At 37.9% G+C, this 15687-nt stretch carries 11 protein-coding genes; 4 read left to right on the plus strand and 7 right to left on the minus strand.

Annotated features, from left to right (window positions below):
- The first annotated feature begins 170 nt into the window (after window positions 1–170).
- Window positions 171–1754, plus strand: coding sequence for a HAMP domain-containing histidine kinase (locus tag E6H07_12520; protein ID TMI63595.1), 1584 nt, complete (start codon window positions 171–173; stop codon window positions 1752–1754).
- A 53-nt stretch (window positions 1755–1807) separates the two neighbouring features.
- On the opposite strand, the gene E6H07_12525 is transcribed toward E6H07_12520, so the two are convergent.
- Window positions 1808–2740 carry a phosphoribosylaminoimidazolesuccinocarboxamide synthase gene (locus E6H07_12525; GenBank protein ID TMI63596.1) on the minus strand — a complete coding sequence of 311 codons (933 nt, stop codon included), beginning with the start codon at window positions 2738–2740 and terminating at the stop codon, window positions 1808–1810.
- 185 nt (window positions 2741–2925) lie between these two features.
- Between E6H07_12525 and E6H07_12530 the strand changes: the two genes are divergently transcribed.
- The gene (locus E6H07_12530) at window positions 2926–5853 is read left to right on the plus strand and encodes a TonB-dependent receptor (GenBank protein TMI63597.1); all 2928 of its coding nucleotides are present in this window, start codon (window positions 2926–2928) and stop codon (window positions 5851–5853) included.
- 78 nt (window positions 5854–5931) lie between these two features.
- Here the strand turns inward: E6H07_12530 and E6H07_12535 are convergent, their stop codons facing one another.
- The 3 genes from E6H07_12535 to E6H07_12545 all read right to left on the minus strand — a co-directional run bounded on the left by E6H07_12535 (window position 5932) and on the right by E6H07_12545 (window position 9243).
- Entirely contained in the window at window positions 5932–6858 is a 927-nt protein-coding gene (locus E6H07_12535) for a hypothetical protein (GenBank protein ID TMI63598.1), read from the minus strand.
- 89 nt (window positions 6859–6947) lie between these two features.
- Window positions 6948–8093 carry a hypothetical protein gene (locus E6H07_12540; protein TMI63599.1) on the minus strand — a complete coding sequence of 382 codons (1146 nt, stop codon included), beginning with the start codon at window positions 8091–8093 and terminating at the stop codon, window positions 6948–6950.
- 160 nt (window positions 8094–8253) lie between these two features.
- Complete coding sequence (locus E6H07_12545) at window positions 8254–9243, minus strand: hypothetical protein (protein ID TMI63600.1); 990 nt, start codon at window positions 9241–9243, stop codon at window positions 8254–8256.
- Window positions 9244–9427: 184 nt separating this feature from the next.
- Between E6H07_12545 and holA the strand changes: the two genes are divergently transcribed.
- On the plus strand, window positions 9428–10429 hold the full coding sequence (gene holA, locus E6H07_12550) for a DNA polymerase III subunit delta (protein ID TMI63601.1): 1002 nt from the start codon (window positions 9428–9430) through the stop codon (window positions 10427–10429).
- A 1-nt stretch (window position 10430) separates the two neighbouring features.
- On the opposite strand, the gene E6H07_12555 is transcribed toward holA, so the two are convergent.
- On the minus strand, window positions 10431–11414 hold the full coding sequence (locus E6H07_12555) for a bifunctional riboflavin kinase/FAD synthetase (GenBank protein ID TMI63602.1): 984 nt from the start codon (window positions 11412–11414) through the stop codon (window positions 10431–10433).
- A gap of 79 nt (window positions 11415–11493) precedes the next feature.
- Between E6H07_12555 and E6H07_12560 the strand changes: the two genes are divergently transcribed.
- Entirely contained in the window at window positions 11494–12666 is a 1173-nt protein-coding gene (locus E6H07_12560; protein ID TMI63603.1) for a phosphoribosylformylglycinamidine cyclo-ligase, read from the plus strand.
- Here the strand turns inward: E6H07_12560 and E6H07_12565 are convergent.
- Together E6H07_12565 and E6H07_12570 are read right to left on the minus strand one after the other, a co-directional pair.
- Entirely contained in the window at window positions 12663–15293 is a 2631-nt protein-coding gene (locus E6H07_12565) for a hypothetical protein (GenBank protein ID TMI63604.1), read from the minus strand. The two genes, E6H07_12560 and E6H07_12565, sit on opposite strands and share 4 nt — an antisense overlap.
- Complete coding sequence (locus tag E6H07_12570; GenBank protein ID TMI63605.1) at window positions 15290–15661, minus strand: BlaI/MecI/CopY family transcriptional regulator; 372 nt, start codon at window positions 15659–15661, stop codon at window positions 15290–15292. The genes E6H07_12565 and E6H07_12570 overlap by 4 nt, the downstream gene beginning before the upstream one ends.
- Between the last annotated feature and the right edge of the window lie 26 nt (window positions 15662–15687).

The raw sequence follows: 15687 nt of genomic DNA on the forward strand, positions 1-15687 counted from the left end.
GGGCTTTTCACAGGTGTTTTTCCGAAGCGGCTAAATTTAGTTTATAGCTAAATACTTAGTTTTCAAAACAAAGTCCCAATGTTGATTTTTTTACTTTGACCGGATAGTTGGAATGAATGAATAAAAATTTCTAATTTAAATTTTGAAATTCTTTTATTCAAGCCACTGTTATGAAAAGCCACTCACAAAAATCCATTTTATACCATAGGCATGCCAAGCCGGGTGCATTCAATAAACCAGCTTTGGAAACCGATTCCCCTGCTGAGTTCAATTCTGAAGATCTAACGCCACATTTTTTTATTACAATCAAGAACTTATTACAAGATACCCTTGTAAAATATTTTCATTCAATACGAACCGTTGTTCTGAATTTTAGCACAGCACTTTTAGATGATACTTATGCTTTTGTTCAGCGGTATAAGCAAACCGTCTTTACAGCCAGCGCCGGAGATTATGAAAATAGGAAGCTGGGCATTCTCAGCCAGCTTAACCTTTTACAATTACTTATCGGATTACTGATACCTATTAGTATAGTTTTCAGCCGTCAATCAGTGGCATTTTTATCAGCTATTATTTTTATGTTTCCACCACTGATCAACCTGTTGGTTCTTTATCTTATTTCAAAGCAGAAACATACAGTGGCAATGATCGCTTATTTTGCTTTGTATCCTTTTTTTACCAATCTCTCTTATATTGACAGTGCCAACCTCGGTACAGAATTGTTTTTTATTCTGTACAGTATTTTATCTGTATTCTTCCTGCAGGAGAGAATGCATATTATTTGCTGCATCGGGTTCAATATGATAAATTACCTGATGCTGGTTGTTATGCTGAATAAAACGCCGGCGGCCGGTGCAGATAACCATTTTTTCTTCTTCCTGCTGAATCATCTGTTAGCGATCATAATTATTTTTTATAGCCTATACCTGCTTAAAAAAGAAAATGCCGGTTACCAGTCAGCCATTTTGGAAAAAGGAGATGAGTTACAGTGTATAAACGAAGAAGTAAGGAAACAAAAAGAAGAAATAGCAGCAAAAGCAAATCAATTAGAAAAACAAACTATCCAGTTGAATGAAATAGATGCATTCAAAAATAGATTGTTTTCAATCGTATCGCATGATTTAAGAGGTCCGCTGCATGCACTCCGCAATCTTTTCCAGGAAGTTGAAAAACAGAAATTATCTGCAAGGGAAGTAAAAGAACTTGTACCGGAAGTATTAAAAGATCTTAATTACGCAACAGAATTGACGGACAACCTGCTTAATTGGGCTAAAAGTCAGATGACTGGTGCAATGGTTACACCGCAGGTTATTAAAGTATCGCCAATGATCACCGAAATAGTAAAATTGATACGGCTCCAGGCAGAGTTAAAAGAAATTAAAATCGACTGTGAGTTAAAAGATGATCTTTCAATTTATGCTGACAGCGATATGATAAGACTTGTAATACGAAATCTTTTATCTAATGCGATCAAGTTTACACCTAGTGGAGGTACCGTATCTGTTTTTACAGACGCAACAGCTGAGAATGTTGAAATAATAGTAAAAGATACAGGTGAAGGTATGGATGGAACAACGCTGGAAAAGATAAGAAGCAATAGTTATTATACAACACAAGGAACAGCAGGTGAGATGGGGACAGGGTTAGGGCTTATGTTGTGCAGTGATTTCCTTAGAAAAAACAAAGGCTTACTTCATATTGAAAGCACAAAAGGTAAAGGCAGTATATTTTCTTTTATATTACCAGCGGCATAGTTATAGTGTTGCAGGTTTGAAAAACTGAGGCAGAGACATTGGTTTTTAGCCTCTCAGGACAACGAATATTTATTCAGCGACGAGATGATAAGACCTTTTGTTATATCATCACTCAGCATTTCGGGAATAAATGCGGTGCCAATCACTTTTTCATAAAGTTCAATATATCTTTTTGAAATGGTATTCACCCATTCATCACTCATTTCAGGAACGGTTTGTCCTTCTTTACCCATAAAATTATTTGCAATCAACCATTCTCTGACAAATTCCTTACTCAACTGTTTTTGCCTTTCACCCTTTAATTGTCTTTCTTCGAAACCATCTGCATAAAAATATCTTGAACTGTCCGGCGTATGTATTTCATCCATCAGGTAAATGGTGTCACCAATTTTACCGAACTCATATTTAGTATCAACTAATATCAATCCTTGTTTAGCTGCAATTTCTTTTCCTCTTTCAAATAACTGAAGAGCATATTCAGATAATTTTTTCCATTCATCTGCTGTTGCGAGCCCGGTCGCAATTATTTCATCCGGTGAAATATCTTCATCATGTCCCGCTTCCGCTTTTGTTGATGGTGTGATGATGGGTGTTGGGAAATAATCATTTTCTTTCATTCCATCGGCCATCGTTGCGCCACATAAGTTTTTTTTACCTGATGAGTAAGTTCGCCATGCATGACCGGTCAGGTTCCCTCTTACTACCATTTCTATTTTAAAGGGGTCACATTTTTTACCAATAGAAACATTAGGTGCAGGCACATTCACCAGCCAGTTTGGGCAAATATCTTTTGTTGCATTAAGCATATAAGCTGCGATCTGGTTCAGCACTTGTCCTTTGAAGGGAATAGGACGGGGTAAAATAACATCAAATGCAGAAATGCGATTGCTGGCAACCATTACAAGCCAGTTGTCACCGATCGTATAAACATCTCTTACCTTTCCTTTATAAAAACGGGTTTGTCCGGGGAGTGAAAATTGAGCCATGCCCGAAATTAACCGGGCTGAAATAACCAGCCAATCGGCAGCGGTTTTAGATTTCAACAATTTATTCCAGCCCTGTCAAAAGCAGTGCTTTCTCCTTAAAAATTAAATTTTTACATAAGATTTACAATGCTTATTTTTCCATCCAAATCTAACCCCGCATGCCGCTGGGCCAAAACTAAAAACTTATGATTATGAGAAAAAGCAACTGCTTTTTAACTGCTATCCTAATGGCTGTTCTTTTTTCTACTTCAGCCTTTGCACAATCAGTTACTATTACGGGTAATGTCAAAAACGGAGCTACCAGGGAGAATATTCCTGCAGTTTCTGTACTTGTAAAAGGTACCAGCAGTGGAACCTATACTGACCCGGATGGTAATTTCAGTATCAAAGTTGATAAGTTACCCGTTACCCTTGTTGTAAGCTCAGTTGGTTTTGAATCACAAGAGATAAATGTAACAGATGCTTCTAAGCCCGTAACTGTTGAGTTTGCTGTGATCAGCACACCCGGCCAGGATATTGTAGTAGCCGCAAGCCGTGCTCCACAAAGAATATTAGAGGCGCCGGTAACAGTTGAAAGAATGAGCAGCAATACGCTCCGGAATTTAGCATCACCAAGTTATTATGATGCAATAACAAACTTGAAAGGTGTGGATATGCATACGGCCAGTCTTACATTCAAAACGGTCACTACCCGTGGTTTTGTAAGCAGTGGTAATACCCGGATGAACCAGTTGATTGATGGAATGGATAACCAGGCTCCTGGTTTAAATTTCTCAGTAGGTAATATCGTTGGTTTAACTGAACTGGATGTTGATAATGTCGAATTACTTGCTGGTGCATCATCTGCACTATATGGTTCAGGTGGCATGAACGGAACATTACTGATCAACAGTAAAAACCCATTCAAATACCAGGGGCTAAGTTTTAATATAAAACAAGGTATCATGCATACGGATGGTAAACAACGCAGTGCTGCTCCTTATTACGATTGGTCTTTCCGGTATGCAAAAAACATAAATAACAAGCTTGCATTTAAAGTAGCAATGCAGTTATTGAAAGCTTCAGACTGGCAGGCAACTGATTACCAAAATGTTGACCGCTCAGGAATTTTAAGTAAAGTTGTTGGTGGTGATAGAAATGATTCTCCTGGTTATGATGGTGTCAATATGTATGGTGATGAAACAAACGCAAATATTTTTTTAGTTACTCCGGCTTTACGAGATGGCATAAATGCAGCCTTCCAGGCTCAAACCGGTATTAATCTGCAGACCCAGGCAAATGCTTATTTTGCTGCCATTGGAAATCCTGTTTATCCCACAACTGCCCAGATGAATGGGTTTATCGGATTGTTTCCTGCAACTGCGCAACCAACTGTTGGTTTCTGGTTGCCGATGTACAACGCAGTTAAAAATAATTATATCCCATCTAACGCTGTGGTATCAAGAACAGGGTATGAGGAGAAAACACTTGTTGATTATAACACTCTTAATGTAAAAGGTACCTTTGCTTTTCATTGGAAAATAACTCCGTCAACTGAAGCAAGCTGGTCAAGTTACCTTGGAACTGGAACAACAGTATATACTGGTGCCGACCGTTACTCTCTCCGCAATTTTAAAATGGGTCAGCATAAGTTAGAAGTAAGATCTAAAAATTGGTTCTTCCGTGGATACACTACACAGGAAAATGCTGGTGAATCATATAACGGAACAGTATTGGGTCGTTTAGTGAATGAGTATTGGAAGCCAAGCGCAAACCAGGCTAATCTTGGTGGTTCATGGTATCCTCAATATATCGTTGCATATTCTGAATCAGTAAGACAAGGCGCAAGTTATTCAAATGCACACCTGAATGGACGTGGAACTGCGGATCTGGGTCGTTTACTGCCGGGTACTACAGCATTTGAGGATGCAAAGAAAATTGTTCGTAGTACACCAATCCCTTCCGGAGCTAAGTTTCTTGATAAATCAGATTTGTGGGCAGCAGAAGCCCAGGCTAACGTATCTGAGATGTTTGATTTCTCAGATATAGTTGAAGTGTTAGCGGGAGTCCAATACAAACAATATGTATTAAACTCTCAAGGCACCATCTTTAACGATGCTGCCGGTCCGATCAAAATATTTGAAGTAGGTGGTTATGTGCAGGCAAAGAAAAAGATCGGAGAAAGATTAACACTGACTGGTGCAGGACGCTGGGATAAACATAAGAACTATGACAGTCGTTTTACACCTCGTTTTACTGCTGTTGTTAAAGTTGCAAAAGATAATTTTATTCGTGTATCTTATCAGCAGGCATATCGTTTTCCAACAAACCAGAACCAATACATCAACCTGAATGTGGGTAGTGGTATTTTGATTGGCCATTTGGATGAATTCAAGACTTTGTATAATTATCCGGCCAAACCGATCTACACTTCTGAAAGCGTAGTGGCAGCAAGAAATGCATTGAACCCCGGATTGCTTGTTCAGGCTCCATGGAATGATGTGGTTCCTGAAACTGTTTCCTCCAATGAAATTGGATGGAAAGGGGTAGTGGGAAAAGTATTGCAGTTTGATGTATATGCTTATGTGAGCCGTTACGAAAACTTCCTTTCTGGTGTAGCAGTTGGACAATCTAACCAGACAACATCAAATCCTGCGGATCTTCTGGATCCTACAAAGACACGCAACCTTTCATTTACACAAAATACACCAGGTAAAGTCAAAGCATCAGGTTGGGGCTTTAACCTCGAGTACCAGTTTATCAAGAATTATTTCCTTTATGGAAATGTGTTCTCTGATAGATTAACTGATGTGCCTGCAGGATTCATTACTTATTTCAATGCACCTGAATATCGATATAATGTTGGTTTGAGAAATGAGAATGTTTACAAGAACATTGGGTTTAATGTTATATTGAAATGGCAGGATAATAACTACTATGAAGGAACATTCGTGTCAGGTACATTACCTTACTTCACATGGGTGGATGCACAAATCAGCTGGAGACCATCTAACACTAAATCAGTGTTCCGTATTGGTGGTACCAATGTCGGTAACTATTATGCCCGTACAGGTTACGGAAGTCCTTCTGTTGGCGGTCTGTACTACTTTAGTTATGGCTACAATATCTTTTAAGATGTTATAAATAGGTTTTAAGTAAATGTCCCGGTTGTACAATCGGGACGTTTTATTTTGTTCTCTTTATCTTTTATATTATGAAAGTGTTTTCGTGGTCTTGCCTATCAGGGTTCCATTATGATAGATCTGGAGTTGATATTTTCCGCGTACATATTCAGGGGCATTTAAGGAGAAGATGATTTCGTGAGACTCACCTTTGTTGTATGCAAATCTTAATTTGCGGCTATATTTTTTCCGGCCTTCTGTTTTTGTGTCAAATAAACCTGTGTCCCACGCAGAAAATTCAATTACCTGATCATTAGGATCTGTGAGCACAACAAATATCTCTGAGTTTTCATAATTGTTTACATTGTTCTGTAATAAAAACGAGATGACGAATTTTTCAGCTTTTTTTGCCTGTACAGCTTCGGTTTCTTTATTAGCTTTTGTTTGAATGGCTGAAAGTTTTATTTCACTGGCAACAAAGGTTCCTGCATCAACGAGTTTTTCATTAAGTTTCTTGTTTTCCTGGTCAAGCTTTGTATTGGTCTGGTTGAGTGCGGTTACTTGCGTATTCAAAGCTGCAAACTCTGAACTGAGTTGTTGCTTCTCTTCTTCAATTGTTCTATTTTGATTTTGTAAATCATCTACCCGTGTTTTTAATTCTGCTGTAAGTGTACGGGCTTTAACCAGATCTTGTTTTGATAAATCGGTACGTTTAAGAATGTTACTGATCTCTGTTTTGAGCCTGTTGATCTCATCTATCCGGTTGCCTAATTGTCCCTGTAAAAGATTTGCATTCAATTTTACAGAGTCCAGTTTTCCATCAAGAGAACTGATGGCAGTGTTATAAAGTTTTTGGAGGCTGTCTGACACTGCCTGCGCAATGGCTGAAGAGTCTTTAATAAAAACTTCCCGGCGTTGAGTTGAGTAGCCGGACTTATCTATCAAATGATAGGTCCATGTTACAACCAAACCTGCAGAAAGCAGGCCCAGCATAAGATTTCGGGAGTCATTCATCATAGCAAACTAATTATTCCCTGACTGAAGATGCCAAAAAGAATTTCACAATGTGGAAAACATTGTTTTTATATTAAACGGTGAAAGAGAATTTATTTCACTGATTTATCAACATAAGCAGATATCCAACCTACCTGCCCGTTTTTAACGAGGTAAAATTCTTTTGATTCATAAATGGATGAAAACTGGCGCATGATCTTTATCAGCAAACCTGCTCCTGACATTAATGAACGCTGATCAAAGACTGAATGGACCCGTTGTATTTCTTTTGCCCAGGCAGCTTTGGTCTTTGTATTTTCTTTAATGCTCATCAGCAATACATCATCCTTCAATGACGCATGATTAGTATACAATTTCTCACCAAATTTCATTACCTCATTAAAAGAAACTGAGATTACTGCATTGTCAATCATATCCGGCCTGATCAAAGTAGCTACTGCCCATGCAATACCGCCACTGAAGGCAATATTGTCGCTCAAAGGATATCCGCCACTTGCATTTACTGCATAAACGATATCCGTATTTTCAGCCTGCTGCAGCACTTTATACATTTGCCGGTTGAAGTTTAAAAGAGTGTTATCATCGCCCAGTTTTTTTTCTGCAGCATTCGCTGTACTCTTGGTGCCCCAGGGAACCTGGAAAAGTTTGAAATCTTTTGTATTGCCATTAGGGAAATAACCGCCTTTCGTGTTTCCGCTTCCTATATCAATAAGAAAAGTGTTATATCTTCTTGAATCAGGAACTATACCCAAATGTGATAGTCTCGCTTCATCTACTACACTTACTACTTCTACCATGCGTTTAGGTTCATTTATCCGAAGCCTGAATGAATCGATCAGCATTTGCACCATGTCTGTCTTTTGCAATTTTTCAGCTTCTGTTTTTACACCACTGCTGATAACCGTATAAAGACTGCCAGATGGAATATTGTATTTTTCTATTGCTGCATTATACAATCCTTGCAGTCCATTTAACGTGGCGGTGAATGAAGCCGGAGTAAAAGAAATGAAATCCGTATTGACGGAGGAATCCTTCAGAATATTAAAAGCACCTTGTTCCTGGGCACCCTTTCCAATTTCCACAATACTCAATTTAACTCCTTTTGAGCCAACTTCGATACCAGTATAAATTGCCGAATTAACGTATTTGGTTTTAAAACTTGTTTGCGCATTTAAACCAATAAAACTAAATGCCAACAATGCCGGTAACAGATGCCGGAAGGATTGGAGATTTATCATGGGTTTAAGTAATTGATTATTGCAAAATTAGGTTTCTTAGCTACCCATGTTTTCGCTTTAACTGTTCTGTGAGGAAAATGTGCTTAAGTGTGATTTAATAAAAAAACCACCCCGCTAAGGGGTGGCTTTGTATATATATAGGATAAGAGAAAATGACTAATTAAAATATTCCGCCTTTCTTAAGGTTTCTTGTTCCTTCGCCGATTTTAAAACCATTATGATAGATCTCAATTTTGTAATCACCGGTTTGGAAATCAGCCTGGCGAATTGGTAATTCTGTATTGCGGCGTGTGCCTTGCTCATACTGAATATTCATTTTTGAAGTAAATGTTTTTTCGCCATCTTGTCTTGTGCTCAATGTACCACCACCAGTTGAAGCATCAGAAATTACTTTACCATCAGGAGCTGTTACGACAATATATAAATCAGCCGGGCCACTTTTTGCAATCCTGTTTTCTATATCAAATGAAACAACTAGTTTGTCAACTTTTTTTGCTGATGTAGTTGCTTTTTCTTTACCGCTTTTCTTTTCATTTACAGACCTGATCTGAATGTTAGAAGCACTGAAAGTAGAACCTACATCAACAGTTTTAGATAATTCTTCTTTTTCTGTAACTGTTGTAGCAAGATTTGTTTCCAGATCAGCTTTTTCTGTTTTCAAAGTAGTGTTGGCAGTAGTCAACTCTTGGTTTTGTGCAGTTAACTGAGTTACCTGCTCCTGCAATACTGTAATGCTGCCATTCAGTTCTTCGATCATTTGCTTGGCTTTTGCTAATTCTGCTTTTGTAGCATTACGGTCATTTAATATTCTGCGGATCTCAGCTTTCTTAGCTGCCATTTCTTTTTCATGTTTTTTCATCATATCCGCTTTCTCACCCTGCAAATTGTTATTAGCACCGGTGATAGAGTCGAGCCTGATTTCGGCATTGTCTAACTCTGACTTTAATGAATCACGTTGAGACATATAAGCAACACCTTGTGTGGTAGATTGCTGTAACTCTTCTTTTTGCTTGCTTTGATTTACGAGCACATAACCCCAAGTGCCAACCAGACCGGCAGCAAGTACACCGATGATGATATTTTTTGTGTTATTTCCTTTTGCAGGCGGCGTTGCCTGTGGAGTAGCGGAAGGATAATTAGTGTTTGTCATACGATTATTTGTTTATTATTTTAATACTGAGAATTAAAAAAAGTAACTCTGTTAGAGGATTATTTTTAAAATTTTGATTTACATGCACCAATTTTCGAAAACCGTGCCAAAAGGCGGTGGAACTTTTACAGATGCAAAGTAAGACCATATTTTTGCAATGTCAAAGCCTGTAACTTAGCAGCTTATGGAAGTGGATAAAATTATATCGGACTGGAAAAAGAAGGCTTTCAAGCCTTTATACTGGCTTGAAGGAGAAGAAAACTATTATATCGATAAGTTGGTAGAATATGCTGAACACCAGATATTGCCTGAGTCAGAAGCCTCCTTTAACCTAAGTGTTTTTTATGGTAAAGATGCGAACTGGGCAGACGTAATTAATGCATGCCGCCGTTACCCAATGTTTGCAGAACGCCAGGTCGTTATTTTAAAAGAAGCCCAGCAAATGAGGGATATAGAAAAACTGGAACCTTATGTAGAAAACCCTTTAAGCTCAACTGTGTTTGTTGTTTCTTATAAAGAGAAAAAAGTAGATGGCCGTACAAAGTTTGCCAAAACACTTGCAAAGAACGGCGTAGTGCTTACCACTAAAAAAATGTATGATGAAAAACTACCGGAGTGGACAAGTGAATTGGTGCATTCAAAAGGGTTGACCATTTCTCCAAAAGCCTTAATGCTGTTGGTAGATCATATCGGCAATGACTTGTCCCGGATAGATAATGAGATCGATAAACTTTCCATTAATCTTGGTAAAAGAAAAAATATTACAGAAGAAGATATTGAAGAGTATATTGGTGTAAGTAAAGAGTTTAATGTGTTTGAGCTGCAGGCTGCGCTTGCCGAAAAGAATTTACCTAAAGCGATTCGCATCATTCAGTATTTTGAATCAAATCCCAAAGCAGCGCCGATACAGTTGATATTACCATCGCTGTATGCATTTTTTAGTAAAGTGTTTATAATTTATGGCTTAAATACAAGTGATGAAAAAGCAATAGCACAGGCATTGGGCATGCGTTCTTCTTTTTTTGTAAAAGATTATATAAAGGCGGCCAAGTTATATTCATACGCCGGTGTGGAAAGGGCCTTGTTATTATTTCATCATTACAACCTTCGTAGCATTGGCGTACATGATGCAGGCACAGAAGATGCGTCATTGTTAAAAGAGATGGTTGTAAAGATGATGAACTAGGTCATAGAATTTTTAGGGAATCGATCTTATCCTGGTCTATCTGTTTTATTAGATCCTCTAATGAGCTAAACTTAATTTCCTCTCTCAAATACTGCTTTACATATACTTTCAGGGTTTGACCGTAAATCTCTTCATCAAAATCAAACAGGTTTACTTCCACTACACGTTTCTTGCCATCAACAGTAGGACGGAAGCCGATGCTCATCATGCCTTTGTAAGGTGAATGGTGAATAGTGAATGGTGAATTGCTTGCTGATGATTCATTATTGCCAATTCCCAATTGCCCATTCACCTCAGCATACACAGCATAGATTCCATTACCCGGAATGATCTTTTCTTCGTTCTCAATTTTCAGATTTGCAGTTGGGTAACCTAGCTTTCTTCCCAATTTATCACCATGTACAACTGTGCCACTAAAAAAGAAATTATAGCCAAGTAATTTATCCGCTATCTCAATTTTACCAGTCAATACAGCTTCGCGGATCTTTGTACTGCTGATAGAGATCTCGTCCAGCACATGCTTGGGTATTTCTTTTATCCGGTAGTTGTAAACAGGTGCCATTTCTTCTAACAGCAGGTAGTCGCCTTTTCGTTCTTTTCCAAACCGATGATCATAACCAATAATAATGGTATGTGGATGAAATTTATCAACCAAAAAATTTTTAATATAGGCATTGGCTGTTTGGTTAGCAAAAACCTCTGTAAAAGGAACCACCACCACATGATCGATGCCGAGCCCTGTAAGTATTTCCAGTTTTTCATCCAGCGTATTTATCAATCTTATACCCGTATATACGGATGAAACAACTTTTTTGGGATGAGGGTGAAATGTAATGATCACCGTTTCGCCGTTTTCAGCAGCAGCTTCATCTTTCAGCTTAGCAAGGATCTGCCTGTGCCCCATGTGCACACCATCGAATGTACCTATGGTAATGACAGCGTTTCTGAATGGGGGCAGATCATCTATGTCGTAGTGTATCTTCATTGAGTGCAAAATAAATGTTCAATGCTCAATGTTCAATGTTCATTGTTCAGTTATTTTTGCAGCAATCCAAAATTTCCCGATGTCGTTATATTCAAAAAGAGGCGTTTCAGCGCAAAAAGAGGAAGTTCATGCAGCTACAAAGAACCTTGACAAGGGACTTTACCCGATGGCATTTTGTAAAATTTACCCCGATGTGCTTTGTGGCGATGAAGCATGGGTGAATGTGATGCATGCAGACGGGGCTGGCACGAAATCTATACTGGCTTATTTATACTGGAAAGAAACGGGAGATGTTTCCGTTTGGAAAGGAATAGCACAGGATGCGATCGTGATGAATCTTGATGATCTGCTATGTGTCGGTATTTATGATCAGTTGATCTTTTCCTCTACTATTGATCGCAATAAAAATGTAATTCCAGCCGATGTTTTGAAGGCGATAATAGAAGGCAGCCAGGAGTTTTTTGATTCAATGAAAAAATTTGGAGTAAACATTACCTATATGGGCGGCGAGACTGCTGATGTGGGTGATGTGGTAAGAACGATCGCTGTAAACGGAACAATGACGGCAAGATGGCCAAAGAATAAATTGGTCACTAATGAAAAAATACAGGCAGGTGATGTAATTGTTGGTTTGGCTGGATTTGGAAAAGCTGATTACGAAACTTCTTACAATAGCGGTATTGCCAGCAATGGCCTTACAAGTGCAAGACATGATATGCTGAGTAAATTTTATGCTGAAAATTTTAAAGAGTCGTATGATAATTCGTTGGATAATGATGTTGTTTATATCGGGCCACATAAAATGACGGAAGAAATTTCTATTCCCGGCCAACAGGCAACCGATATAGGGCATCTTATTTTATCTCCAACAAGAACATTTGCCCCGATACTTAAAGAGATCCTGGAAAATCAATTTGAATCAGTTCACGGACTGATACATTGCAGCGGTGGCGGACAAACCAAGTGCCTTAAATATGTACCTGAGAAGGTAAGAATCATAAAAGATAATTTATTTGAACCGCCTGTTATCTTCAATCTCATTCAGCAATCAAGCGGGGCTGATAACAGGGAGATGTACCAGGTCTTTAATATGGGCACCCGGTTAGAGATTTATACAAATCAAAAAGATGCTGACAAGTTGATCAGCATCTCAAAAAGTTTTGGCGTGGATGCACAGGTTATTGGCAGGGTAGAGGCTAGCGAAAAAAAGGAGTTAGTGATTATGGTTAATGGAAATGAGTTGAAATATTAATTGGTTACGAGATAAACTTTTGAGGGTATTTTCTTTTTTACTCCATCTTTTGTGAAAGTAATGTTTTCAAATGTAAGAATTCTTCCGGGCTCGGCGGTATTAATCAGTTGTCTTATTTGTGAATTGAATTCATTTCCAATGTTTACAAAATCATAGATATGCCCATCATCTTTGTCAATTGAAAAAGTAAAAGTTGATATTTCTGTTCCGGGTTTCAGCCAGGTTAAATCGTATATGGTCGCTTTTTGCAAATCTTTTACACTGATTTTAGGATAATTTGGAAGAGGCTTTGCCTGGTCTTGAGTTTTGGTAATTATTGGAGCCACTTCGTCTACTTCTTCCGTAATCACAAATGTTACAGGCTGTGTATGAAATGCATTCACTACATGCCCGTTCTGTTGTGCAGGTACCCATTTAGGTCCTTTTGCAATTACACGTACCACTTCTTCTTCCATGCCATGTCCATGTTTGGTTAATGCTTTCATTGAATTTATATTACCATTCTTATCAACAATAAATTGGACAAGCACTGTATACGTACCTGCTTCTGCACTATCTCTTATGGGAATTGTTGCATCAAGATTTTTTTGAAGAAATTTTCTCCAGGCGTCTACCCCGCCAGGAAATGATGGAGGTATTTCAACTTTTTCAAATATCGGAGTTGCATTATCTGAAAATTCATTTTCAGATCCTTTTTTCAGGGGTGCCGATACAACTACTTCTTGTAATGGTCGATTGTTATTTTTATTTAAACTATCATGTAAGGCTATTCTTTGAGCCTTAATTTCCGGATGCTTAGTAATGTAGTTTTTTGTAAATATTTCAATAACGCCATACTTACCTTGCTCACCATATTTCGAAATAGCAGTAGGGCCTTTCAGTACAGCTATGCTTTCAATATCATTTGGTGAAAATTCTGCATCAATTTTCTTGATAATTATTCTTCCATAAATTTTTCCATCGAGTACTACTAACGGTGCGGTATCTACAAGTGTTACTTCAAGCGTTTTAATCTTCGGAGTATCGGTTACAGGTCTTGTCTCTTTTTTGTTCAGCTCAATTTCTTCTTTTATTATTTTAGTAATACCTTCTTTTAATTTAGTTTGATTAGTAAATTGACTTACCCCATTCAAAATTGCTCTTGCAATTTTTTCCTGGTTGGATTTGTCAGTGATATAAGCCAGGTCTTTTGGATTAGTGATATAACCACATTCAACAATTACAGAAGGGGCTTTTGTATCATCCAGTACGTAAACCCCCATATTCTCACGAAGCTTAATAGTTGGATTGACAGTGTATATGCCTTCTATTTCTTTTATAAGATGAGAAGCAAGGGCCTTATCAGCCAAATTCTTTTTCTTACTGGAAACATAAGTGTCAAATCCTGTTAAAGAGGTAGGTTTGTCCTGTGAACCTGCCGAATTAATATGAATCGAAATAAAAGCTGCAGGGTTTGCTGAATTACTTATCTCAACTCTTTTTCTCAGCCCTTCTTTTATTTCAGTCGCCCCTCCGGGAAAATCATCATTCTCCCTTGTCATTAATACTTTGATATTATACTCTGGCGCCAATTGCTGAATGATTTTTGAAATTTCAAGATTTAATGCAGCTTCATTTGTAATTCCATCCAATGCTTTTGAACCCTTATCTGTTCCTCCATGCCCTGCGTCCACAACAATGGTGACCCGTTCAGAGGATCGGATTATAGAATCATTTTCTGCTTTCCGGTTTTTATAACTGAAAGCAAATAGTGCTACAATAATTGCAGCAACCGGAAGCACCAGTAGCTTTCTGAGGTACTGGTGCCCGGGTTTTTGAGATGTGGTTATCATGGCTATACGTCTTTTTATTTGGGTATGAAAAAATGGATTGACAAGGTTTTGTTTTGTGTTCAATGCCTGCATCAGTAGTAGTTCTGCATATTTCCAGCTCTCTATTTTTTGCATGGCATATTCATCGGCTAAAAATTCATGAATAGCTTTGAGTTCTTTTTTTATCATGTGAAAAAATGGATTGAACCAGGCGATTGCAGCTATCGATTCAAGAAAAACAATATCTGCGCTATGCAGCTGTTGAATGTGAAATAGCTCATGCCTGAATATCTGCTCGCCTTTTTCTGATTGCAATTCGATCTCCTTATTCCAGAACAACCATTTAAAGAATGAGAAAGGTGTACCCGGTTCAGTCGTGTTCACAAAATTTATATCACCGATTTTTTCAGAAGGATAATTTTTACTGATGATCCTTATTTTTCTTACTGAAAGAAGAATCCTTGTAATAAAAGCAATGGCAATAAGAAAATACAGGGTATAAAAAATATTTTGCCAGCTAAACCAGTTATATCTTGTTTGTGTTGATTGTGCTACAACAGAGATTGTTGCTTCTTCCTCTGCAGGTGGGGTGATAATACCGAGTGTTTGCATCAAAAAAGAATTATCAGTGTTTTCATTTGTAAAGTACACGGGTATATTCAGAAATGGTATGACAATACTGATCACAACAGCCATCAGCAGGTAATAGCGATTGTAACGATGAAAATTTTTATTGCGAAGAAAAAAATGATAATAGCAATAGAGGATGCCGGAAGCAATGATCATTTGCAGCAGGTAAACAAGTAAGGGTTTCATTTGCCTTGTTTTTGTTGTTTTTTAATTTGTGCCAACAGACTCTCGAGTTCCTCTACACTTATATTATTTTCTTTTACGAGGTAAGACACCACATTACTAAATGAACCTTCGAAATAGTTTTTTGCAAACTGTTTGATCGATTTTCCCGAGTATTCATCTTTGGTTACAACGGGGAAATAGCGGTGCTGTCGACCCATCACTTCCACATCAACGATCTCTTTTTCAATAAGAATTTTAAGAATTGTTGCAACTGTATTCTGATGTGGTTTGGGGTTCGGCATCGCATCGGTTATTTCACGCAGAAATGCTTTATCTAATTTCCATAATACCTGCATGATCTGCTCTTCTGCTTTTGTAAGTGGTTTCATCTTTTTAAAAATTGATAAACCGAAGC

The organism is Bacteroidota bacterium (genome assembly GCA_005882315.1).
Taxonomy (GTDB): Bacteria; Bacteroidota; Bacteroidia; order Chitinophagales; family Chitinophagaceae; genus VBAR01.